21 protein-coding genes are annotated in these 22,958 nt (G+C 70.7%); 5 read left to right on the top strand and 16 right to left on the bottom strand.

The window, feature by feature from the left end; all coding sequences use genetic code 11:
• Nucleotides 1–4 precede the first annotated feature (4 nt).
• Nucleotides 5–3,277 (top strand): NACHT domain-containing protein, encoded by a 3,273-nt coding sequence (locus C8250_RS24450; RefSeq protein WP_244809337.1) that lies wholly within the window; start codon nt 5–7, stop codon nt 3,275–3,277.
• A gap of 86 nt (nt 3,278–3,363) precedes the next feature.
• Here C8250_RS24450 and C8250_RS24445 read toward each other — a convergent pair whose 3' ends face one another.
• Nucleotides 3,364–5,898 (bottom strand): ATP-dependent Clp protease ATP-binding subunit, encoded by a 2,535-nt coding sequence (locus C8250_RS24445; RefSeq protein ID WP_138354122.1) that lies wholly within the window; start codon nt 5,896–5,898, stop codon nt 3,364–3,366.
• Nucleotides 5,899–6,327: 429 nt separating this feature from the next.
• Here C8250_RS24445 and C8250_RS24440 point away from each other — a divergent pair, with 429 nt between their 5' ends.
• Complete coding sequence (locus tag C8250_RS24440) at nt 6,328–6,909, top strand: SCO3374 family protein (RefSeq protein ID WP_187144969.1); 582 nt, start codon at nt 6,328–6,330, stop codon at nt 6,907–6,909.
• Here the strand turns inward: C8250_RS24440 and C8250_RS24435 are convergent.
• The 10 genes from C8250_RS24435 to C8250_RS24390 form a co-directional block, all read right to left on the bottom strand.
• Complete coding sequence (locus C8250_RS24435; protein ID WP_138354121.1) at nt 6,840–7,178, bottom strand: Lsr2 family protein; 339 nt, start codon at nt 7,176–7,178, stop codon at nt 6,840–6,842. The two genes, C8250_RS24440 and C8250_RS24435, sit on opposite strands and share 70 nt — an antisense overlap.
• A 122-nt stretch (nt 7,179–7,300) precedes the next feature.
• Nucleotides 7,301–7,819, bottom strand: a complete 519-nt coding sequence (locus tag C8250_RS24430; RefSeq protein WP_138354120.1) for an amino-acid N-acetyltransferase — start codon at nt 7,817–7,819, stop codon at nt 7,301–7,303.
• 9 nt (nt 7,820–7,828) lie between these two features.
• Nucleotides 7,829–8,224: a BlaI/MecI/CopY family transcriptional regulator gene (locus C8250_RS24425; RefSeq protein WP_138354119.1), complete on the bottom strand. Its 396-nt coding sequence runs from the start codon at nt 8,222–8,224 to the stop codon at nt 7,829–7,831.
• A 39-nt stretch (nt 8,225–8,263) separates the two neighbouring features.
• Nucleotides 8,264–8,443, bottom strand: coding sequence for a hypothetical protein (locus tag C8250_RS24420; protein ID WP_138354118.1), 180 nt, complete (start codon nt 8,441–8,443; stop codon nt 8,264–8,266).
• A gap of 14 nt (nt 8,444–8,457) precedes the next feature.
• Nucleotides 8,458–9,189 carry a hypothetical protein gene (locus tag C8250_RS24415; protein ID WP_232485412.1) on the bottom strand — a complete coding sequence of 244 codons (732 nt, stop codon included), beginning with the start codon at nt 9,187–9,189 and terminating at the stop codon, nt 8,458–8,460.
• A 78-nt stretch (nt 9,190–9,267) separates the two neighbouring features.
• Nucleotides 9,268–10,065 (bottom strand): type III pantothenate kinase, encoded by a 798-nt coding sequence (locus C8250_RS24410; RefSeq protein ID WP_138354117.1) that lies wholly within the window; start codon nt 10,063–10,065, stop codon nt 9,268–9,270.
• 7 nt (nt 10,066–10,072) lie between these two features.
• Complete coding sequence (nadC, locus tag C8250_RS24405; protein WP_138354116.1) at nt 10,073–11,110, bottom strand: carboxylating nicotinate-nucleotide diphosphorylase; 1,038 nt, start codon at nt 11,108–11,110, stop codon at nt 10,073–10,075.
• Entirely contained in the window at nt 11,107–12,870 is a 1,764-nt protein-coding gene (locus C8250_RS24400; protein WP_138354115.1) for an L-aspartate oxidase, read from the bottom strand. Before C8250_RS24400 ends, nadC begins: the two co-directional genes overlap by 4 nt.
• Nucleotides 12,867–13,730 (bottom strand): pantoate--beta-alanine ligase, encoded by an 864-nt coding sequence (panC, locus tag C8250_RS24395; RefSeq protein WP_138354114.1) that lies wholly within the window; start codon nt 13,728–13,730, stop codon nt 12,867–12,869. Before panC ends, C8250_RS24400 begins: the two co-directional genes overlap by 4 nt.
• Entirely contained in the window at nt 13,727–14,626 is a 900-nt protein-coding gene (locus tag C8250_RS24390; protein ID WP_138354113.1) for a DUF2520 domain-containing protein, read from the bottom strand. Before C8250_RS24390 ends, panC begins: the two co-directional genes overlap by 4 nt.
• Before the next feature lie 186 nt (nt 14,627–14,812).
• On the opposite strand from C8250_RS24390, the gene C8250_RS24385 reads away from it, so the two are divergent.
• A complete protein-coding gene (locus C8250_RS24385; RefSeq protein ID WP_138354112.1) occupies nt 14,813–15,949 on the top strand; it encodes a beta-eliminating lyase-related protein in 1,137 nt (378 codons plus the stop codon).
• A gap of 36 nt (nt 15,950–15,985) precedes the next feature.
• Here the strand turns inward: C8250_RS24385 and C8250_RS24380 are convergent, their stop codons facing one another.
• The 4 genes from C8250_RS24380 to cdgB form a co-directional block, all read right to left on the bottom strand.
• The gene (locus C8250_RS24380; protein ID WP_138354111.1) at nt 15,986–16,966 is read right to left on the bottom strand and encodes a zinc-binding dehydrogenase; all 981 of its coding nucleotides are present in this window, start codon (nt 16,964–16,966) and stop codon (nt 15,986–15,988) included.
• Between the two features lie 60 nt (nt 16,967–17,026).
• Nucleotides 17,027–17,716 carry a response regulator transcription factor gene (locus C8250_RS24375; RefSeq protein ID WP_138354110.1) on the bottom strand — a complete coding sequence of 230 codons (690 nt, stop codon included), beginning with the start codon at nt 17,714–17,716 and terminating at the stop codon, nt 17,027–17,029.
• A gap of 90 nt (nt 17,717–17,806) precedes the next feature.
• Entirely contained in the window at nt 17,807–19,009 is a 1,203-nt protein-coding gene (locus C8250_RS24370; protein ID WP_138354109.1) for a sensor histidine kinase, read from the bottom strand.
• A 263-nt stretch (nt 19,010–19,272) separates the two neighbouring features.
• Nucleotides 19,273–20,904: a diguanylate cyclase CdgB gene (gene cdgB / locus C8250_RS24365; RefSeq protein ID WP_138354108.1), complete on the bottom strand. Its 1,632-nt coding sequence runs from the start codon at nt 20,902–20,904 to the stop codon at nt 19,273–19,275.
• Nucleotides 20,905–21,211: 307 nt separating this feature from the next.
• Here cdgB and C8250_RS24360 point away from each other — a divergent pair, with 307 nt between their 5' ends.
• Nucleotides 21,212–21,715, top strand: a complete 504-nt coding sequence (locus C8250_RS24360; RefSeq protein ID WP_138354107.1) for a flavin reductase family protein — start codon at nt 21,212–21,214, stop codon at nt 21,713–21,715.
• Nucleotides 21,716–21,738: 23 nt separating this feature from the next.
• On the opposite strand, the gene arfB is transcribed toward C8250_RS24360, so the two are convergent.
• On the bottom strand, nt 21,739–22,167 hold the full coding sequence (arfB, locus tag C8250_RS24355) for an alternative ribosome rescue aminoacyl-tRNA hydrolase ArfB (protein ID WP_138354106.1): 429 nt from the start codon (nt 22,165–22,167) through the stop codon (nt 21,739–21,741).
• 174 nt (nt 22,168–22,341) lie between these two features.
• Between arfB and C8250_RS24350 the strand changes: the two genes are divergently transcribed.
• Nucleotides 22,342–22,917, top strand: a complete 576-nt coding sequence (locus C8250_RS24350; RefSeq protein ID WP_138354105.1) for a TerD family protein — start codon at nt 22,342–22,344, stop codon at nt 22,915–22,917.
• Nucleotides 22,918–22,958 lie beyond the last annotated feature (41 nt).

The raw sequence follows: 22,958 nt of genomic DNA, 5'->3' as shown, positions 1-22,958 counted from the left end.
CGCCGTGGCCGCCGGGCCAGGGGCCGACGGCCCCCAGCGGAACCGGATCGCGGCGGTCTTCTCGGGCGGTCGGCAGGGCAGCGGCTATCTGCTGAGCCCCCGGCTGGTGCTGACCGCCGCCCACGTCATCGGTGACGGCCTGGACATCCGGATCGCCGTACCCGGCGGCCCGGGCGACGTGCGGTGCCGCGTCGTGTGGCAGCCGCACGAGATCGAGCGCGAGATCGACGTCGCCCTCATCGAGGCCCCCGTCGACCTGGTGCCGCCCACCGGCCTCGTCCAGCTGGGCGAGGTGGACTCCCTCTCCCCGATCCGTGACTGCCAGGCGATCGGTTTCCCGTACGTCCAGCGCGGCGGCCCGGAAGGGAAGTCCCTCGACAGCGAGCAGGTGACCGGCACCCTCAAACCCGGCTCCGGGATGCTCAAGCGCCAGTACGTCCTGGACAGCGACCACGCCCCGCCCTCCGCACGACAGGACGGCGGGTCGGCGTGGGCCGGGATGTCCGGCGCGGCCGTCTTCTGCGGCGCCCTGCTGATGGCCGTGGTCTGCGGCGACCCACGCGGCTGGCCGCACAGCCGGCTCATCACCGTCCCCGTCGCCGAGCTCGTGCGACACCGGGGTTTCATGGGCGCGCTCGATGCCGCCGGCTGCGCCTACACGTTCATCACCCGGCCGGTCGACCCGGACGCGGCGTTCACGTCCCGCTACGCGGCGTACATCGCCAAGCGGCACTCCACCCTCACCATCTTCGGGATCGACCTCAGCGACCGCTCCCGGGCCGTCTGGCCGCTCGACGCGGCCTACCTCAGCCTGGAGGTGACCGAACCCGACCGCGGCGCACCGGGGAGCCCGCTGCCGGGCGGCGGGGGGTCGGTGCGCGCGGAGCAGACCTTCGCCGGGCGTGAGCGCGTCCTGCTGCGCGGTCTCGCCGGATCCGGGAAGACCACGCTGGTGCAGTGGCTGGCGGTGTCCGCCGCCGGGCAGGACCAGGACGCCGGGGATCACCATCTGCGGGACCGCGTCCCGTTCGTCCTGCCGCTGCGCACCCTCATCCGCCATGGCGAGCTGCCGCTCCCCGCCGACTTCCTCCGCTCCGCGAACGTCCCATTGACCGCGCCGGACGGCTGGACCGAGCGGATCCTCCAGGCGGGCCGGGGTCTGCTGCTCGTCGACGGGCTGGACGAGATCGGTGAGCGGGAACGCGACCGCGTCCGCGACTGGCTGCGTGATCTGCTGATCGCCTTCCCCGGCAACCTGTGGCTCGTCACCTCGCGCCCTTCCGCGGTCTCGGACGCGTGGCTCGCGGGCGAGGCCTTCGCCGAGCTGGCGCTCTCCCCCATGGGCCGTGACGACGTCGGCGCGTTCATCACCCGCTGGCACGACGCCGCCCGCGCGACGGACGCCGACGCCGAGGAGACCGCCAGGACCGACGGCTACCAGCGCTCCCTGCTCGACGCCGTCCGCACCCAGCAGGACCTCGCCCGCCTCGCCACCAACCCCCTGATGTGCGGACTGATCTGCGCCCTGCACCGCGACCGCCGCGGCTATCTGCCGCACAGCCGCAAGCAGCTGTACGACGCCGCGATGTCCATGCTGCTGGGCCGCCGCGACCTGGAACGCGACATCGACGTACGGCTCACCGAGGAACCCCAGATCCAGCTCCTCCAGAAGCTGGCCTACTGGATGATCCGCAACGGCCAGGTCGAGATGGACCAGACCGACGCGGAGGAGCTCATCGCGGCAGCGCTCCCCGCGATGCCCGCGGTGGCCGCGATGGGGGACGCGTCGCAGGTCTTCCAGCACCTGCTGCTCCGCAGCGGACTGCTGCGCGAGCCCGCGGAAGGCACCGTCGACTTCATCCACCGCACCTTCCAGGACTATCTGGGCGCGAAGGCGGCCGTGGAGGAGCGCGACTTCGCGTTCCTCGTCCGCAACGCCCACGACGACCAGTGGGAGGACGTCCTGCGGATGGCGGTGGCCCACGCCCGCCCGGACGAGCGCGCCCGGCTCCTCAACCAGCTCGTCGCCCGGGGCGACCGCACCAAAAGCCACCGCTCACGGCTCCATCTGCTGGCGATGGCCTGCCTGGAGCAGGCGGTGGAACTGGACGCGGTCGTCCGGACCGCCGTGGAGGAGCGGGCGGCGGCCCTCATCCCGCCGCGCTCGGACGAGGGCGCCGACGCGCTGGCCGCGGTCGGCCCCGTCGTCCTGGAACTGCTGCCAGGACCCGCCGGCCTCTCGGTGCAGGAGGCGGCGGCGGTGGTCCGCACCGCCGGGAAACTCGGCACGGATGCGGCCATGGCCTTCATCAGCAGGTTCACCCAGGACGAGCGGTCGCAGGTGCAATTCAGCATTGTCGAGGCGTGGGACCACTTCCCCGTCGACGCCTATGCGGAGCAGGTACTCAAGTACTCGCTTCTCAACTCATGGGTAACCATCGACAGCGCGGCCAAACTCCGGGCCCTGCCTTCGCTGGCCCACGCCAGGCTCCTCTGGTGTGTGGGAGCGCTGCCTCCTGAAGAGCTATTGCCGCCGTCCAGAACGGTCCACCTACAACGTCTCAACATCAAGGACAATCCGCTTCTGGACAACCTCGGCCGGGTTTCGGCCGCTCCTGAACTGGAGCTGTTGGGTATCGCCAACTGTCCGGGCATCACCGACCTCGAGGATCTGAGGGACAACACTTCCCTCGAGTACCTCGACCTCTGGAACTTCACGCGGCCTCTGGATCTCCGGGTACTGGAGAGTCTGGAGTCCTTGCGTTCTCTGGGCCTCGCCACACACGTTGAGTGGGCCGATTTCCGCGACGCGCCGGCACTGGAACAGCTGACTCGTCTTTGGCTGATTCGGAACGCAGACGTCCGAAGCCTGCGCGGAATCGAGAAATGGCGCAGTTTGGGGTGGGTGTCGATCGACTGTCCCGACGAGGTGTCCTGTCTATCGGCTCTCGCCGGCCTGCCCGATCTCAGGAAACTGGTGCTCCGGGATGTCCGGCACCACATCACCGAGGCTCTGGTAACCATGCCGGCTGTCGCGACGCTCCAGCTCGTCGATCCGTCACCCGTCGTCGATCTGGCCTCTCTGGTGCGGCTTCTGCCCGGCCTGGTGGATCTGCGGTTCCTTTACGCCACCGCCCCGGCCACCACCACGCTCGACCTCACCGCACTCCGGGGCGTCGAAGGAATCCGTCTCACCGTGGAGAACGCGGCCCGGGTCATCGGCGCCGAATTGTTCCCGCAGGACCGGCTGCACATCACCCCGCACCGTCGTGACTGATCCGCACCCGCCGACCGCGCAAACGGCGCCGGCCCCGAAACCAGAAGGTTTCGGGGCCGGCGCCGTGCAATGCCGAGCAGCAGGCGTTACGCGTCCTTGGACAGGTTCGGCGCGGCTCCGCCGGAACCCGCGGCCTCGATCGGCGGAGTGTCCGCGACCGTGACCTTCTCCTCGCCGCGGAAGGTGAACTTCTTCTCCTCACCCTCGCCCTCGGTGTCGACGACCACGATGTGACCGGGGCGCAGCTCACCGAAGAGGATCTTCTCGGAGAGGATGTCCTCGATCTCCCGCTGGATCGTCCGGCGCAGCGGCCGGGCGCCCAGGACGGGGTCGTAGCCCTTCTTGCCGAGCAGCTTCTTGGCCTCGACGCTGAGCTCCAGGCCCATGTCGCGGTCCTTGAGGCGCTCGTCCACCTTGGCGACCATGAGGTCGACGATCTGCATGATGTCTTCCTCCGTCAGCTGGTGGAAGACCACGATGTCGTCGACACGGTTGAGGAACTCGGGACGGAAGTGCTGCTTGAGCTCCTCGCCGACCTTCGCCTTCATCCGCTCGTACCCGGTCTTGGCGTCACCCGTGGCCGCGAAGCCGAGGTTGAAGCCCTTGGAGATGTCCCGGGTGCCGAGGTTGGTCGTCATGATGATGACCGTGTTCTTGAAGTCCACGACCCGGCCCTGGGAGTCGGTCAGCCGACCGTCCTCCAGGATCTGCAACAGGGAGTTGAAGATGTCGGGGTGGGCCTTCTCGACCTCGTCGAAGAGCACGACGGAGAACGGCTTGCGGCGCACCTTCTCGGTGAGCTGGCCGCCCTCTTCGTAGCCGACGTAGCCGGGAGGCGAGCCGAAGAGCCGCGAGACGGTGTGCTTCTCGCTGAACTCCGACATGTCGAGCTGGATGAGCGCGTCCTCGTCGCCGAAGAGGAACTCGGCGAGCGTCTTGGACAGCTCGGTCTTACCGACACCGGACGGACCGGCGAAGATGAACGAGCCACCGGGACGCTTCGGGTCCTTGAGGCCGGCACGGGTACGCCGGATCGCCTGGGAGAGCGCCTTGATGGCGTCCTTCTGGCCGATGACGCGCTTGTGGAGCTCGTCCTCCATGCGCAGCAGGCGCGAGGACTCCTCCTCGGTGAGCTTGAAGACCGGGATGCCGGTGGCCGTGGCCAGGACCTCCGCGATCAGCTCCTCGTCCACCTCGGCGACGACGTCCATGTCGCCGGCCTTCCACTCCTTCTCGCGCTTGCCCTTGGCGGCGAGGAGCTGCTTCTCCTTGTCGCGGAGCGAGGCGGCCTTCTCGAAGTCCTGCGAATCGATCGCGGACTCCTTCTCACGGCGCACATCGGCGATCTTCTCGTCGAATTCGCGGAGGTCCGGCGGTGCGGTCATCCGGCGAATGCGCATCCGGGAGCCGGCTTCGTCGATCAGGTCGATCGCCTTGTCCGGGAGGAAGCGGTCCGAGATGTAGCGGTCGGCCAGGGTGGCGGCGGCGACCAGGGCGGCGTCGGTGATCGACACACGGTGGTGTGCCTCGTACCGGTCGCGCAGACCCTTGAGGATCTCGATGGTGTGGGGCAGCGACGGCTCGGCGACCTGGATGGGCTGGAAGCGGCGCTCAAGGGCCGCGTCCTTCTCCAGGTGCTTGCGGTACTCGTCGAGCGTCGTGGCACCGATGGTCTGCAGCTCACCTCGCGCCAGCATGGGCTTGAGGATGCTCGCGGCGTCGATCGCGCCCTCGGCGGCACCCGCACCCACCAGGGTGTGGAGCTCGTCGATGAACAGGATGATGTCGCCGCGGGTGCGGATCTCCTTGAGGACCTTCTTCAGGCGCTCCTCGAAGTCACCGCGGTACCGGGAACCGGCGACGAGGGCGCCGAGGTCCAGGGTGTAGAGCTGCTTGTCCTTGAGCGTCTCGGGAACTTCACCCTTGACGATCGCCTGGGCGAGGCCCTCGACGACGGCGGTCTTGCCGACGCCGGGCTCGCCGATGAGGACGGGGTTGTTCTTGGTGCGGCGGGACAGCACCTGCATGACCCGCTCGATCTCCTTCTCGCGCCCGATGACCGGGTCGAGCTTGGTTTCCCGAGCGGCCTGCGTCAGGTTGCGGCCGAACTGGTCCAGGACCAGCGAGGTCGAGGGCGTGCCCTCGGCCGGGCCGCCGGCGCCCGCCGACTCCTTGCCGCCGCCGGAGTAGCCGGACAGCAGCTGGATGACCTGCTGCCGGACCCGGTTCAGGTCGGCGCCGAGCTTCACGAGGACCTGGGCGGCGACGCCCTCGCCCTCGCGGATGAGGCCGAGCAGGATGTGCTCGGTCCCGATGTAGTTGTGTCCGAGCTGAAGGGCCTCGCGGAGCGACAGCTCCAGGACCTTCTTGGCACGGGGGGTGAAGGGGATGTGCCCGGACGGGGCCTGCTGGCCCTGACCGATGATCTCCTCCACCTGCTGGCGGACCGCCTCGAGCGAAATCCCGAGGCTCTCCAGGGCCTTAGCGGCGACACCCTCACCCTCGTGGATCAGGCCCAGGAGGATGTGCTCGGTGCCGATGTAGTTGTGGTTGAGCATCCGGGCTTCTTCCTGAGCCAGGACGACAACCCGCCGCGCGCGGTCGGTGAACCTCTCGAACATCGTTAATCGCTCCTCAGAGCGGTCGGGCAGTTAGGGGGCGGTCCCCTCCCTGTCCTTCCGCATGCTAGTCCCGACAGCGGGGCAGCTCACTTCAACCGTAGACACCCACCTGGGCCCTTTAGTCCCACGCAGCCGACAACAGCTCCAACCTGATGGTGCGAGACGATGTTCCCGCAGGCCAGGTGAATAGACCTTTATCGAGTACGCCGATGGCGAACGCGCGCCCATCCGCGGCGGCCGTCGTCCCGTCCCACTAGGACTTTCTTACCCGCCGGCACCGACATTCCATGCCGCGCGGGGCCAACGGGTGCGCTACGGGCGAACAACCTTGCGCTCATCGGCCGCACACCTGGCACCTTCGGCGGGCACGGAGCGTATCCGGAGCGCCACCGCTCGTAACCCTTGTGCTCCGCGGGAGTTGCATACTGCATGGGCTGGTACGAGCACGAGCTGGGTTGGCCGATCGCCGGTACGACGCCTCCGCACCTGGTCACCGGTGCGCGCTTCGACGCGCTGGAGGTTCCCGCCAAGGTGGGCTTCGCCGCACTGACACGCTTCCCGCGGCCCGGTGAACTGGGGCCCGTCGCGCTGGACGGACGGCGGGTCCTGCTGCTGGTGGCGGCGGGTACGGCGGAGGAACTGCCCGGGCTGCTGGAATGGCTGGAATGGGGCGGAATCCCGCTCGATCTGACCGCCCTGGGTGCGGGCGATCTGATGCGGGCGCCGGCTCATCCCGAATGGGGACGCCGGGAGGCCGCCTACGACCGGACGGCGCCGGTCTGGCTGCGGCCTCCCCAACCGGGCTGCGAGGTGGAACCTACGTTGCCCGCGATGTGCTTCACGGGCCGCTCCGGTACCGATGGTGTGGGGGGACCCATCGGCCTGGTGGCGCTGGTCTCCGCTCTCGCGACGGCCTGCCACCGGGTCCGGCTGCTGGAGAATCAGCCGTGTTCCTTCTCGTACGCCTCGCGAATGGACGCGGGAACACGGCCGCGGTCATTGACCTCATAGCCCTTGTCCTTGGCCCACGCACGAATCTTCGCGGTGTCCTGGCTCGCCGAACCGCCGCGCACAACCTTGGGACCGCGGCCACGGCCGACCCGTCCACCGGTCCTGCGACCGCTGTCCAGGTACGGGGTGAGCAGCCCGCGCAGCTTGTCCGCATTGGCAGTGGTGAGGTCGATCTCGTACGTCACTCCATCGAGTGCGAACGTGACGGTCTCATCCGCCTCGCCGCCGTCGAGGTCGTCAACAAGAAGGACCTGAACCTTCTGTGCCACCGGCTTCCCTTTCATCGAAAACGGATTAACGGTAAAAGCAAAGCGCCTTTTACGGAAAAACACAAACCCCTTGCGCGAAGCTGAGCAAGATGCCCGTGCGCGTACCGGACATACCGGGACCCTCAGAGTTGCAGCAGCATGCGGCTGTTGCCCAAGGTGTTCGGTTTCACTCGCTCGAGGTCGAGGAACTCGGCCACTCCCTCGTCATTGGAACGCAGCAGCTCGCCGAAGACATCACCGTCCACCGGCGTCTCGCCGATCTCGACGAAGCCGTGCTTCGCGAAGAAGTCGACTTCGAAGGTGAGACAGAAAATCCTGCGGACTCCGAGCCAGCGCGCGGTCTGCAAGAGCTTGGCCAGGACTTGATGTCCGACGCCCTTCCCACGCTGTCCCGGATGAACCGCCAGCGTGCGGACCTCTGCCAGGTCCTCCCACATCACATGAAGTGCGCCGCAGGCCACGACGGCGGCGTCCTCGTCGCGTTCGGCGACCCAGAACTCCTGGATGTCCTCATAAAGAGTCACCGTGGGCTTGTCCAGCAGGATGCGGTCACGGACATATGAGTCCAGCAGGCTGCGGACAGCCGGCACATCACTGGTCCTGGCCCGGCGGATGGTGACGTCATTTGATACGAGGGGCATGGCCGGACGCTATCGTTCGTCGGGCTCGGGAGGGGCAGAGGGGTCCACGGACTGGACTACGCGCATTGCGTCCCTGAGAGCTTCCCGCTGTTCCGGCGACATCATGCCGAAGAAGTGCACGAGGGCCGCGGCCGGGTTGTCGCTCGCCGCCCATGCCTCGTTCATCAGTGCGGCCGAGTAAGCAGCTCTTGTGGATACCGCCTCATAGAGATAGGCGCGGCCTTCCGCCTCGCGGCGCAGCCAGCCCTTCTGGTGCAGGTTGTCCATTACGGTCATGACCGTCGTGTACGCGATGGAACGGTCCTGCTGCAGGTCTTCGAGCACTTCGCGAACGGTGACCGGGCGATTCCACTGCCACACCCTGGTCATCACTGCGTCTTCGAGGTCTCCCAATGGACGGGGCACTCTCGAATACTAGTGACATTTGCCGGAAATGCCGCTTATTTAGCGAACCTCGTCGGTTCCGGCCTGCTGGACCGCCTCGGCCTTGGCGAACGCGGCGTCGACCGCCGCGTCCTCCTTGGCCTTGTTGGCCCCGCCCTGGTTCTTGATGATCGTCACGACGAGGCCGATGAAGAAGACCGCCATCACGAACGGCGGCACGAGCGCGGATACGTAGTCCATGCCGTCCAGCGTAGTCAGGCCGAGCGGGCTTCCTCGTCCGGGGGCGTGGCGCGGTGGTGTCCCGGCGGGAACACCTCGGCCGGCGTGGGGACCCGGCGGCCCGGGTCGGGGGCCGCGGGGCCCCTGGACGGCGCCGGGGCCGGAGCGGGCACCTGGGAGGGCCGTGCGGGCTTCTCCCCGGGCTTGCCCGACGTGTCCGGCCGGTCGGCCGCGGAGCCGAACAGGAGAGCCGGCACGGGCGATTCCGTGCGGCCGCCGGGCAGCGAGAGCAGCCGTCCGCGGTCGGCGATCGTGGAGCGTCGGCGCGACGTGGGCATATGGGCCTCCAGGCGGGCTCGTAGATCGTTTTCGGCCAGGTCCTCGCAGCGCCGCAGCAACACGGTGCGGCGGCGGTGCTCGACCGTGCCACAGGGGTGACTGCGCAGCCGCCGCAGCGCCGCGAGGTCGTCGGGCCCCGGCAGGTAGCCGGTGTCGAGGGCGTCCCGCAGCCGTGCGAGATAGCCGGCGGCGCTGCCCGGGAGGGCCTCGCGGTAGCGGGCCAGCTCGGCGAGGAGGAACGTCCGGAGCCGCCCGCCCTCGCTGACCGCTTCGTCCAGGGCCTCGGCGAGCCGGAGGTACTCCTGGAGGTCGTCGGGGACGGATGTCGTGGTGGCGGGTCGGAGGGCCGCTGCGAGGGCGCGCCGGAACACACGCAGTTCGTCCGCGCTGAACGCCATGCCGCCCCGGGACCCGTGTGGCGTGGGCATGAGACGACTTTAAGTGCTAAACGGACAAAATTCCCGTAACGACATGGCTGGATCTGGGGACACCGACCAACCGGGGGACTAACTCGTCGAGACGTTCCGCTCGTAGACCAGGCGCAGCCCGATCAGCGTCAGCCACGGCTCGTGCACATCGATGATCGACGCCTCGCCGAGGACGAGCGGCGCGAGACCGCCGGTGGCGATCACCGTGACGTCGTCCGGGTCGTCGGCGAGTTCCCGGGCCATCCGCTCCGCGACACCGTCGACCTGGCCGGCGAAGCCGTACAGGATGCCGGACTGCATCGCCTCGATGGTGTTCTTGCCGATGACGCTGCGCGGGCGCGCCAGCTCGATCTTGCGCAGCTGCGCGCCGCGCACCCCGAGGGCGTCCACCGAGATCTCGATGCCCGGGGCGATGGCGCCGCCCATGTACTCACCGCGCACGGAGACCGCGTCGAAGGTCGTCGCCGTACCGAAGTCCACGACGATGCACGGGCCGTTGTACAGGTGCATGGCCGCGAGGGAGTTGACGATCCGGTCGGAGCCGACCTCCTTCGGGTGGTCCACCAGGATCGGCACACCCGTCTTGATGCCCGGCTCGACGAGGACCGACGGGACGTCCCCGTAGTAACGCCGGGTGACCTCCCGCAGCTCGTGCAGGACCGCCGGCACCGTCGAGCAGATCGCGATGCCGTCGATGCCGTCACCCAGCTCCATGCCCAGCAGCGGGTGCATGCCCATCAGGCCCTGCAGCAGGACCGCCCACTCGTCGGCGGTACGGCGCGAGTCGGTGGAGATCCGCCAGTGCTCGACGATCTCCTCCGCGTCGAAGAGGCCCAGGACGGTGTGCGTGTTGCCGACGTCGATGGTGAGGAGCATGCGGGTCTCAGACTCCCGGGCGAAGGTCGAGGCCGATGTCCAGGATCGGCGAGGAGTGCGTCAGCGCGCCCACCGCCAGGTAGTCGACGCCGGTCTCCGCGTAGGCGCGGGCGGTGTCGAGGGAGAGCCGGCCCGAGGACTCCAGGACGGCGCGGCCGGCGACGTGCGTGACGGCCTCGGCGGTCTGCTCGGGGGTGAAGTTGTCGAGCAGGATCAGGTCGGCGCCCGCCGCGAGGACCTCGCGCACCTGGTCCATGGTGTCGACCTCGACCTCGATGGCCAGGTCGGGGAACTCGTCGCGGACCAGCTTGAACGCCTGCGCGACGCCGCCGGCCGCGATCACGTGGTTGTCCTTGACCAGCGCCGCGTCCGACAGCGACATCCGGTGGTTGACGCCGCCGCCGCAGCGCACCGCGTACTTCTCCAGGGCGCGCAGCCCCGGCGTCGTCTTGCGGGTGTCGCGGACCTCCGCCTTGGTGCCCTCCAGCACGTCCGACCAGGCGCGGGTCGCGGTCGCGATACCGGACAGCCGGCACAGCAGGTTGAGCGCGCTGCGCTCGCCCGTCAGCAGGTCACGGGTGCGGGTGCGGACCGTCAGCACCACCTGGCCGGGCTCGACGCGGTCGCCGTCCTCGACGTGCCGCTCGACCTCGAACTCGTCGGTGCAGACGACCGACAGGACCGCCTCGGCGATCCGCAGTCCCGCGACGGTGCCGGCCTCGCGGGCGGTGAAGTCACCGGTGGCGAAGGCGTCCTCGGGGACGGTCGCGACGGTGGTGACGTCGACGCCCTGGTCGAGGTCCTCCTCGATCGCGATGTGCGCGATGTCCTCGACCTGGACGGGGTCCAGGCCCGCGTCGACCAGCAGCTGCGCCAGATCGGCGTCCAGACCGCACTGCAGCGGGTCGTGCTCGTACAGCTCCTCCTCGCCGCCGCAGCCGCACGCGTCACCGCAGCCGCCCGAGCCCTCGTCGGGCAGGCCGACGGGCAGGCCGAACTGCGGCAGCGGAAGAAGGACGGGCTGAGGACGGTCCGGGGTACTCACGAGGGCTCCTTGAGGGCTGCGCGGGTCGTCCCCCGCGGGGTTTCTGCGGTCACCGGCAGGCTGTCGAGCGGTGCCTCTGCATTGCGCACCGGCGGGAAGTCCGCCGTGTCGGTGGTGTGGACGGCCAGCGTCCCGTTCGGCGTCAGGCGGACGACGAGGTGCCGGCGCCACTGGGCATCGTCCCGGTCCGGCCGGTCCTCGCGCCAGTGGCAGCCACGAGTCTCCTCCCGGCGGCGGGCGGCCGCGACCAGGACCCGGGCCACCAGGCTCAGGTTGGACGCCTCCCACGTCTCGACGCACGGCTCCGCGGTCTTGCCGTCGCGCTCCAGATCCTCGACCGAGGCGGTGTGGAGCCGCTCCAGCGCGGTGGCCGCGCCCGCCAGACTGGCGGCGCTGCGCAGCACGCCCGCGCCCGCCGTCATGATCCGCTGGATCTCGTAGCGGGCCTCGGAGGCGAGCAGCGGGGTGCGGGCCGGTGCGGGGACTACGGGGGCGCCCGGCACGGTCGGGTCGGCGATGATGTCGGCCGCGATGCGCTCGGAGAAGACCAGGCCCTCCAGCAGCGAGTTGGAGGCGAGCCGGTTGGCGCCGTGCACACCCGTGCAGGCGACCTCACCGCACGCGTACAGGCCCGGCACGGTCGTCCGGCCCAGCAGGTCCGTCCGGACGCCGCCGCTCGCGTAGTGGGCCGCAGGAGCGACCGGGATCGGCTCGGTGACGGGGTCGATGCCGTGCGAACGGCAGGCGGCGAGGATGGTCGGGAAGCGCTCGGCCCACATCTTCGCGCCGAAGTGCCGGGCGTCCAGGAACATGTGCTCGGCGCCGGTCTCCTGCATCCGCCGCGTGATGCCCTTGGCGACGATGTCGCGCGGCGCCAGCTCGGCCAGCTCGTGCTGGCCGGTCATGAACCGGATGCCCTCGGCGTCGACCAGGTACGCGCCCTCGCCGCGGACCGCCTCGGACACCAGCGGCTGCTGGCCCTCGGCGTCCGGGCCCAGCCACAGCACGGTCGGGTGGAACTGCACGAACTCCAGGTCGCTGACCTCGGCGCCGGCCCGCAGCGCGAGCGCCACGCCGTCGCCGGTCGAGACGGCCGGGTTGGTCGTCGCGGAGAACACCTGGCCCATGCCGCCGGTCGCGAGCACCACGGCCTTGGCGTGCACCGCGCCGACGCCGTCGCGCTGGCCCTCGCCCATGACGTGCAGCGTGACACCGGCGGTGCGGCCCGCCTCGTCGGTGAGCAGGTCCAGGACGAGCGCGTTCTCCACGGTCTCGATACCGGCGTCGCGGACCGCCTCCACGAGGGCGCGGGAGATCTCCGCGCCCGTCGCGTCGCCGCCCGCGTGCGCGATCCGGCGGCGGTGGTGGCCGCCCTCGCGGGTCAGCAGGATCTCGCCGGTCTCGTCGGACGTGTCGAACTGCGCGCCGGTGGAGATGAGCCGGCGCACCGCGTCCGGGCCCTCGGTGACCAGCGCCCGCACGGCGGGCTCGTCGCACAGCCCGGCGCCCGCGACCAGGGTGTCGTCCAGGTGCTGTTCCGGGGTGTCGCCCTCACCGAGCGCGGCCGCGATGCCGCCCTGGGCCCAGCGCGTGGAGCCGTTGTCCATCTGCGCCTTCGTCACGACGACGACCTTCGCCCCGGCGGCGGCGCAGCGCAGCGCGGTCGTCAGGCCGGCGACGCCGGACCCGACGACGATCACGTCGGCGGCGATCGCCCAGCCGGGGGCGGGGGCGTGCAACCGTATGCCGGTTCCGTTCATCGGGCGGCTCCGAATTCCAGGGGGATGTTGTCGATCAGACGGGTCGTGCCGACCTTCGCGGCGACGGCGAGGATCGCCGGTCCGGTGTGGCCGGGCGGCGCCTCGGTGAAGTCCGAGGGGTCGACGAGGGCCAGGTAGTCGACGGCCGGGCCGCCGTCCCCCGTCTGCTCCAGTACGGTGCGCGCCGCCGCTCGTACGGCGTCGGGGCCCGCCTGGACCGCGTCCCGGCCGGCGAACAGCGCGCGCGACAGGGCGAGGGCCGCCGGGCGGTCGGCGTCCGAGAGGTAGCGGTTGCGGCTGGACAGCGCCAGCCCGTCGCTCTCGCGGACCGTGGGGACGCCGACGATCTCCGCCGGGAAGTTGAGGTCCGTCGCCATCCGGCGGATGAGCGCGAGCTGCTGGGCGTCCTTCTGCCCGAAGAACGCGACGGCCGGGGCGGTGAGGTGGAGCAGCTTCGCGACGACGGTGAGCATGCCGTCGAAGTGGCCGGGGCGGGAGGCGCCCTCGTAGCGCTCCCCCATCGGACCGGCCGTGATCCGCACCTGCGGTGCGCCGCCCGGGTAGACCTCATCGGCCGCGGGCGCGAAGACGATGTCCGCGCCGGCCTCGGCCGCGATCTTCACATCGGCGTCCAGGGTGCGCGGATAGCGGTCCAGGTCCTCGCCGGGGCCGAACTGCAGCGGATTGACGAAGACGGTGACGACGACCTCGCCGTCCGCCCCCACGTGCTCCCGCACGGTACGGACGAGCGTCGCGTGCCCCTCGTGCAGCGCGCCCATCGTCATCACCACGGCGCGCGTGCGGCCGTCCCGGGCGGCCGCGCGCAGTTCCGCGGCCGTCTCCAGCAGGTGCGTGGTCATCGGGGTCCCCCGTCCGCGAGGACTTCGAGCAGTGCCTCGGCGAATTCCGGCTTGAGCATTCCGTTGGCGATCGCGCGGTCCGCGGTGGCCCGCGCCATCGCCAGATAGGAGGCGACGGCCTGCGGGGAGTGCTTGCGCAGCTCCGCCAGGTGGGCGGTGACCGTGCCCGCGTCGCCGCGCGCGACCGGGCCGGTGAGGGCGCCGTCGCCGGCGCGCAGGGCGTTGTCGAGTGCGGCGCCGAGCAGCGGGCCGAGCATCCGGCCCGGCTCCTCGACGCCCGCCGCGCGCAGCAGCTCCATGGACTGGGCGACCAGGGTGACCAGGTGGTTCGCACCGATCGCGAGACCCGCGTGGTAGAGCGGGCGGGCCGCCTCGTCGATCCACTCGGGCTCGCCGCCCATCTCGATGACGAGGGCCTCGGCGGCCATCCGCAGCTGCTCGGGGGCGGTGACGCCGAAGGAGCAGCCGGCCAGCCGCTGCACGTCCACCGCGGTCCCGGTGAAGGTCATCGCGGGGTGCAGCGCGAGCGGTAGGGCGCCGGCCCGCAGCGCCGGTTCGAGGACGCCCGTGCCGTACCGGCCCGAGGTGTGCACGATCAGCTGGCCGGGGCGTACGGCGCAGGTCTCGGCGAGGCCGGCCACCAGGCCGGGCAGCGCGTCGTCGGGGACCGTCAGCAGGACGAGGTCCGCGCGGGCGAGCACCTCTTTGGGCTCGACCAGCGGCACGTCGGGCAGCAGGGTCGCCGCGCGGCGCCGTGAGAGGTCGGAGACCCCTGACGCGGCCACCGGCCGGTGACCCGCGAGCTTGAGGGCGGCGGCGAGCGCCGGTCCGACCCGGCCCGCGCCGACGACGCCGACGGTGAGACGGGCGGGGCGCGCCTCCGCTTCGGAGGGCATGGGGCCCGGGGTATGCGATGCGTTCACGCTGCGCTGGCCTTCCGTTCCAGTCCTGAGCGGTACCGGACGTTCTCGTCAATGCTACGCGAATGCTTCCCGGCCTCCCCGGGGGTCCACCGGACGGACACCGGGCAGCCGGGAAATCCCCCTCGGCAGAAGGGGGGCCCGTGGGGCAGGATCGGTGCCATGGGCAATGCGATCGACGACGAGAAGGCAGCGCGACTGGCGGCTGTACGGGCGTGCGACCGGGTGCTGTCCGGCGGCAAGCGGCCGCTGATGCGCGAACGGCTGGAGCGTCTGGTGGCCGAGAGCGCGGCCGCGTACGACCTGGACCTTCCGCTGGACATGTACGGCGACGGCGTCGTCGCCACGCTGGAGCAGCGGGTGGCGGAGCTGCTGGGCATGGCGGCCGCGGCGTTCTTCCCGACCGGCACGATGGCGCAGCAGGTGGCCCTGCGCTGCTGGGCGGGCCGGACGGGCAACCCGGCGGTCGCCCTGCACCCGCTGGCCCATCCCGAGGTGCATGAGCGCGACGCCCTCTCGGTGGTGAGCGGGCTGCGCACCGTCCATCCGACGACCGCGCCCCGGATGCCGACCGCGGAGGAGATCCGGAACCTCGACGAACCGTTCGGCACGCTGATGCTGGAGCTGCCGCTGCGCGACGCCGGCTTCCAGCTGCCCACCTGGGAGGAGCTGACCGCGACGGTGGCCGCCGCCCGCGACCGGGACGCCGTGGTGCACTTCGACGGCGCCCGGCTGTGGGAGTGCCCGCCGCACTTCGGGCACTCCCTGGCGGAGATCGCGGACCTCGCGGACAGCGTCTATGTGTCGTTCTACAAGTCGCTCGACGGCATCGCGGGCGCGGTGCTCGCCGGCCCGGCCGAACTGATCGCGGAGGCGAAGGCCTGGCGCCACCGGTACGGCGGGCTGCCCTTCCAGCAGTTCCCGACGGTGCTCGCCGCGCTGGCAGGGCTGGACACCGAACTGCCGCGCCTGCCCTCGTACGTGGCGCACGCCAAGAACGTCGTGGAGGGGCTCCGGGACGGCCTCGAGGGCGCGGTGCCGTTCTTCCGGATCAACCCCCCGGTGCCCTTCACCCACCAGTTCCAGGTGTGGCTGCCGTACCCGGCCTCGGTCCTGGACGCGGCCGGGCTGCGACAGGCGCTGGAGACGAAGTCCGTCGTGTTCGGCAAGTGGTTCGACAGCGAGGTGCCGGGTATGGCGGTGACCGAGGTGACGGTTGCCGCGTCGGCGCTGGAGTGGACGGTCGACGATGTCGCGGAGGCGGTGCGGGCGTTCGTGGAGCGCCTGCAGCAGGACTGAACCGGGCCCGGGAGCGAACGCGCCGCACCTCCCGCGTCACTCCCCCGCGACGCGCAGTAGCAGCTTGCCGGTGGTGGTGCGGGTGTCCATGAGGCGGTGTGCCTCGGCGGCCTCCTCCAGCGGGAATTCGGCGGTGACCGGCAGCTCGACCTTGCCGCCGGCGACGAGCTGGAACGACCTGTCGGCGATCGCGCGCAGCCGCTCCGGCTCGTTCTCGGCGATGGTGAGGATCGAGAAACCGGCCACCGACAGGCCGCGCGGGTACAGCTCGGGCTGGCCGAGCTGCCAGGGGGCGCCGCCGCCGGCATTGCCGAAGGAGACGAGCCGGCCGAACAGCGCGAGGGAGTCCAGGCTGCGGCGGAGTGTGTCGCCGCCGACCGGGTCGAGCGCGAGATCGACGCCACGGCCGCCGGTGGCCCGCCGGACCTCCGCGGCGAAGTCGTCGCCGACGAACACCTCGTCGTAGCCGTACTTGAGCGCTTCCGCGACCTTCTCCGGCCGCGACACGACCCCGTAGACGGCACCCGCCCCACCGAGCCGGGCCACCTGCCCGGCGACCGTGCCGACCCCGCCGGCCGCGCCCTGGACCAGTACGGTCTCTCCGGCGCGCAGCCGGCCGACCTCGTGCACCAGGCCCTGAACGGTCGGCAGAACGGTCGGCAGGGAGGCACCGACCCGCAGGGACACGCCACCGGGCAGCGCGAAGACGGTGACGGCGGGGGCCGTGACGACCTCCGCGTAGCCGCTGTGCGGCGTCAGGGCGGCGACCTGCTGCCCGACGGCCAGACCTTCGACGCCGGCGCCGACGGCACGGATCCGGCCGGACACCTCGAGACCGGGACGGAACGGCAGCGCCGGCACCCGGTACCCGTCGGCACGGGCCTTGGTGTCGGCGAAGTTCACCCCGACGTAGGCCACGTCGACGGTCACCTCACCGGGTCCTGGCTCCGGCACCGGAACCTCGGTCACCCGCAGGACCTCGGGTCCGCCGAACTCTCCGAATTCGATTGCACGCATGACAGCCACCCCTCGCCAACTGTTCGATGAAAAGCGAACTCTGAAGCCTGGAGCCGGAGCCTAGTGGCCGCCGGTGCCGGCGCGTACCAGGCCCGTCTCGTAGGCCAGTACCACCGCCTGGACGCGGTCGCGCAGGTCGAGCTTGGTGAGGATCCGGCCGACGTGGGTCTTCACCGTCGCCTCGGACAGCACCAGCTTCCGCGCGATCTCACCGTTCGACAGCCCCTGGGCGACGAGCAACAGCACCTCGCGCTCGCGCTCGGTCAGCCGGTTCACCGCCGTGTTGTCCGGGGCGCCGGAGCTGGGCAGCATCGGCGTGAAGCGGTCCAGCAGGCGGCGGGTGGTGCTCGGGGCGACGACCGCGTCCCCGCTGTGCACGGAACGGATCGCGCCCAGCAGCTCGTCCGGCGGGACGTCCTTGAGCATGAAGCCGCTGGCGCCCGCCTTGAGCGCCGAGAAGGCGTACTCGTCCAGGTCGAAGGTGGTGAGGATGAGCACCCGCGGGCCGCCGTCGTCCGGCTTGCGGTCCGGGCCGCCGCAGATCTGGCGGGTCGCCTCGACGCCGTCGAGGCGCGGCATGCGGACGTCCATCAGCACCACGTCCACCTTGGTGGAGCGCAGCACCTCGATCGCCTCCGCGCCGTCGCCCGCCTCCGCGACGACCTCCATGTCGGGCTGGGCCTGCAGCACCATGCGGAAACCGGTGCGCAACAGCACCTGGTCGTCGACGAGCATTACGCGGATCGCCATCGTGTTCTGGTCCTCTTCTGCTGGAAATCGGCTTCTGGGGGTCGGCGGGGATGACCCGGCGGGGCGGGACGGCGGGGGGCGCCGGGGGCGTCAGCGTCCCGTCTTGAGGGGCAGCACGGCGCTGATCCGGAAGCCGCCGCCGGGCCGTGGCCCGGCCTCCAGCGTGCCGCCGATCATGGCGATGCGCTCGCGCATCCCGATCAGGCCCTGCCCGAGGCCGTCCTGACCGCCGTCCTCGTACAGCTCGTGCTGGGAGCCCCGCCCGTCGTCCTCGATGAGCAGGTCCAGTTCGGCGTCCGCGAAGACGAGCTGGACGGTGGCGGTCGCGTCGATGCCGCCGTGCTTGCGGGTGTTGGTCAGTGCCTCCTGGACGATGCGGTACGCGGTCAGCTCCACGCCGCTGGAGAGCGGACGGGCCTCGCCGGTCACCTCGAAGCGGACCGGCAGGCCGGCGCCGCGCACCTGCTCGACGAGCTCGGCGAGCTGGTCGACACCGGGCTGCGGCACGTACTCGCCGCCGCTGTCGTCGCCCGCCCGCAGCAGACCGAGCAGCCGGCGCATCTCGGCGAGCGCCTGGCGGCCGGTGCTGGAGATCGTCGACAGCGCCTGCTTGGCCTGCTCGGGCGACGCGTCCAGCACATAGGCGGCGCCGTCCGCCTGCACCACCATCACCGACACGTTGTGCGCCACCACGTCGTGCAACTCACGGGCGATACGGGCCCGCTCGGCGGCGACCGCGGCCTTGGACTGCGCCTCGCGCTCCCGCTGGAGCCGGGCGGCGCGCTCCTCCAGCTGTAGGTAGTAGGCGCGGCGGGTGCGGAGGCTGTCGCCGATGACCCAGGCGAGCGCGAAGGGGACGGACACGAAGATCACCTGGGCGATGCCGACCCAGGTGCTGGAGTACGGGTTGTCCTCCGGCCAGCGCAGGGTCGAGATCGGCGAGGCGCTCAGACCGCCGACGAGGGCGAGCCGCGAGGACCAGCGGGCGCCGTTGGCAGCGGCGGTGTAGACGGCGACCAGCATCGCGAAGTCGCCGGGATTGACCCGGACGTCCAGCAGGAGCTGGGCGATCCCGAGGGCGATGACCAGCAGCAGCGTGTTCTCCGGCGACCGGCGGCGCAGCGCGACGACGGCGCTCAGCCCGAACGCGATCGGGATCGCGGCCAGCCGGGAGAACTGCGATGCCTGGCTGTTCTCCATCACCCACAGCGCGCTGAACCCGAGCAGGACGAGAGCCCAGAAGCTGTCGACCCATGTCGGGTGTCTGCGGAGGAAGGAGTAGAGGCGCTGCACATTACCCAGCGTATGCAGGGGAATGGCGGTCCGGGGTCAACCGCCAGATCGATCTCGGGTACTCCGCAAGGTGGAGGGAACCCCCTTGAACCCGGCATTGGTCCCGTTGTGGTCCCGCATTGGTCCCGTTCCGCCCCGATATCGCCCCTCAGTGGACTCAGGGGGTCACGACCCGATCACAGGGGGGCCGTCCGATCCCACCCCTGCGGACCTGCGGACCGGCCTCGCCCCGACCCGGCGGTCAGCCCGCGCGGCCCCGGCGGTCAGCCCGCGCGGCGGTGGTTGCGCGAGCGGGAGCGCTTCTCGATGTACATGCGCTGGTCCGCGGAGTGCAGGATCTCGTCGGCGGTCATACCGCAGCCGGCCCAGCCGATGCCGAAGCTGGCACCGACGCGTACCGCCCGGCCGTCGACCCGGATGGGCGGGATGATCGCGTTGCGCAGCCGCACCGAGAGGTCCTGCGCGTCGGCCGGGCCCAGACCGTCGGCGAGGACCACGAACTCGTCGCCGCCGAGCCGGGCCACGGTGTCGCCGTCACGGACCACGCTCGCCAGCCGGCGGGCGACCTCGATCAGAACGGCGTCGCCCGTGTGGTGACCGAACCGGTCGTTGATCGACTTGAAGCCGTCCAGGTCGCAGAAGAGCACGGCCAGCCCCTTGCTGCCCGAGTCCACGCTCTCGTCCGGCGCGATGGTGTGGGTGTGCAGGTCGTAGCCGCTGACCGCCCCCATGGGGCTGGCCATCTCGTCGGGGCCGAAGCCGTAGCTGAACGCGAACTCGTCGGGTGCGGCGTCGGACACCGCGTCGTCCGGCCGTTGACAGAGCCGGCTGGAGAGCCGGGCGCGCAGCTCAGCGCTGTTCGGCAGCCCGGTCAGCGAGTCGTGGCTGGCGCGGTGGGCGAGCTGCATCTCGCGACCCTTGCGCTCCTCGATGTCCTCGACGTGGGTCAGCAGGAAGCGCGGGCCGTCCGCCGTGTCCGCGACGACGGAGTTGCGCAGCGAGACCCACACATAGGTGCCGTCGCGGCGGGCCAGACGCAGCTCGGCCCGGCCGCCCTCGGCGGAGGTCCGCAGCAGCAGGCCGACGTCCTCGGGGTGGACGAGGTCGGAGAACGAGTAACGGCGCATCACGGAGGCGGGCCGGCCCAGCAGCCGGCACAGCGCGTCGTTGGCACGCAGCAGCTTGCCGTGCTGGTCGCCGCCCATCTCGGCGATGGCCATACCGCTGGGCGCGTACTCGAACGCCTGCCGGAAGCTCTCCTCGCTGGCGCGCAGCGCCTGCTGGTCGCGCTCCAGCCGGACCAGCGCCCGCTGCATGTTGGCCCGCAGCCGGGCGTTGCTGATGGCGATGGCGGCCTGGAAGGCGTACATCTGGAGCGCCTCGCACCCCCACGGTCCCGGGTGCCGGCCGTTGGTGGGCTTGTCGACGGAGATGACGCCGATCAGCTCCCCGCCGATGTTCGCGGAGGCGTACATCGGGGCGTAGAGCCGGTCGTTGGGGTGCCACTCGTCCGGGAAGCGGGGCGGCGGGCCGTCGGTGTGCCACTGCGGGACGTCGTCGTCGACCAGGACCCAGCCCTCGGTGTGCGGTATGAACCGCAACATCCCCCAGCGCTCACCCATGTTCAGCCGGCGCTCCCACGAGGCGCGGGATCCGACGCGGCCGGCGAGCAGTGACTCGGCGGCGGCACTTCCGGCGAAGGCGGCGACGACCAGGTCGCCGTCCGGGCGCACCAGGTTCACGGCGCAGAGTTCATAGCCCAGCCCGTTGACCACCCCGTCGGCCACGGCCTGCAGGGTGTCGGCGAGACTTCGTGCCGTATTGAGGTCTGCTACGACCTGGTGCAGCTGACGCAGGGTCGCGAGACGGACATACGGCTCCGACTCGGTGTCCATGCCTCTCTCCGAGCCCTCGACAGCAACTCCTGGGATTTCTTGTCGTCCGATTGCCACGGCAACTGAATCACAGCGAGCAGTTCGGCCGGTACACAGGGTCAACAATTCCTGCCCCTTGTGACTCAAGTCACAGGAGTTTGTCCGGGCTTGACCACGGAGCGTATGGCTTTGGGCCTAGGACCCGGCTAGTACCGGCCTAAGCCGGGCCCGGACCGGTCCTGGTCCTGAAGCCCGATGCGCGGGGCCAGAACGGGGACGTACCGTCCTTGGTGTGCTGCAGACAACCGCTGTCCCCCATCCTGGGATCATGGCCCACCCCGACGACTTCCGCGCCGCGATGGCCCGCCTCGCGGCCGGCGTCGTTCTCGTCACCGCTCATGACCCGGAGGACGGGCCCAGGGGCGAGGACGTCGGCATGACGGCCACCGCGTTCCTGTCCGTCTCGCTCGAACCGCCGATGGTACTGGTGAGCGTTCGGGCGGACTCGCGAATGGACGATCTGCTGGAGCGGCAGCCGCTGTGGGCGGCGTCCGTGCTCAGCGAGAGCCAGCGGCACATCGCGGGGCGCTTCGCGATGCGCGGGCGGATCAGCGACCGGCTGCTCTTCGAGGACGTCGCCTACTACCGCGGCGCCCGATCCGGGGCGCCGATACTCGGCGGGGCGCTCTCGGTGCTGGAGTGCGAGACGGAACAACGGGTCACGGCCGGGGACCACACCCTCGTCATCGGACGGGTGCTCGCCGCGCAGACGCCGAGCGCCGACGGCTCACCGCTCGTCTACTTCAAGGGCCGCTACCGGCAGCTCGGCTAGGGCGTGTTGCGAAAGTCCCGGCGTCAGTCCCAGGAACGCTGATCGCGGCCGCGCTTGGTCTCGCCGCGCTGCTTCTTGTGCCGCAGCCGGCGCTCGTTGATCCCGCGCGGGATCTTCGTCGGACGGCGCGGCTTCGGCGGCGGGGCGGTGGCCGTCGCCAGCACCGACGCCAGCCGGGCGAGCGCCGTCTCCCGGTTGCGCCACTGCGAGCGGTGCTCGGAGGCCTTGACCGTCAGAACGCCGGAGACGAGCTTGCCCGCGAGGCGCTCCAGCGCCCGGTCCTTCCAGACCGGCGGCAGGGATTCCGTACCGGCGAGGTCGAAGCGCAGCTCGACCTGGCTGTCACTGGTGTTCACATGCTGCCCGCCCGGCCCCGACGACCTGGAGAAACGCCACAGGAGCTCGGCCTCCGGGACGGAGACGGAGCCGCGAATGACAAGGGGACCGGACATGCGTCCTATGATCCCGTGTTCCGACGGCTCCCGTCACAGGGTTTTCCACGGTGGTTTCGGCCGCTGTGGCCAATCGTGAATCCTTCGAAGGGAACCAGACAGTCCTCTGACGGCGTTGTGACGGGTGACGGTAGCTTCGTCGGCAACAACCCATCTCCATGGAGGGGACTCCCAATGGCTGTAAGCCTGTCCAAGGGCGGCAACGTCTCGCTGACCAAAGAGGCGCCTGGCCTGACGGCGGTCACGGTCGGTCTCGGCTGGGACGTCCGTACCACCACCGGTACCGACTTCGACCTCGACGCGAGCGCCATCGCTGTGAACACCACCGGCAAGGTCTACTCGGACGGCCACTTCGTCTTCTTCAACAACAAGGCGACGCCCGACCAGTCCATCGTGCACACCGGCGACAACAAGACCGGTGAGGGCGAGGGCGACGACGAGCAGATCAAGGTCAACCTGGCGGCGCTCCCGGCCGACATCGACAAGATCGTCTTCCCGGTCTCGATCTACGACGCCGAGACCCGGAGCCAGAACTTCGGCCAGGTCCGCAACGCCTACATCCGCATCGTCAACCAGGCCGGCGAGGCGGAGATCGCCCGCTACGACCTGAGCGAGGACTCGGCCACCGAGACCGCGATGGTCTTCGGCGAGCTGTACCGCAACGGCGCGGAGTGGAAGTTCCGCGCGGTGGGCCAGGGCTACGCCTCCGGCCTCGTGGGTATCGCCACGGACTTCGGCGTCAACCTCTGACACCGGCTCCACCTCCCGACGGCCTCCGGATCGCACCCTGA

Source organism: Streptomyces sp. So13.3, assembly GCF_005860785.2.
Lineage (GTDB): Bacteria > Actinomycetota > Actinomycetes > Streptomycetales > Streptomycetaceae > Actinacidiphila > Actinacidiphila fildesensis.
This window is presented reverse-complemented; position numbering and strand designations above follow the sequence as displayed.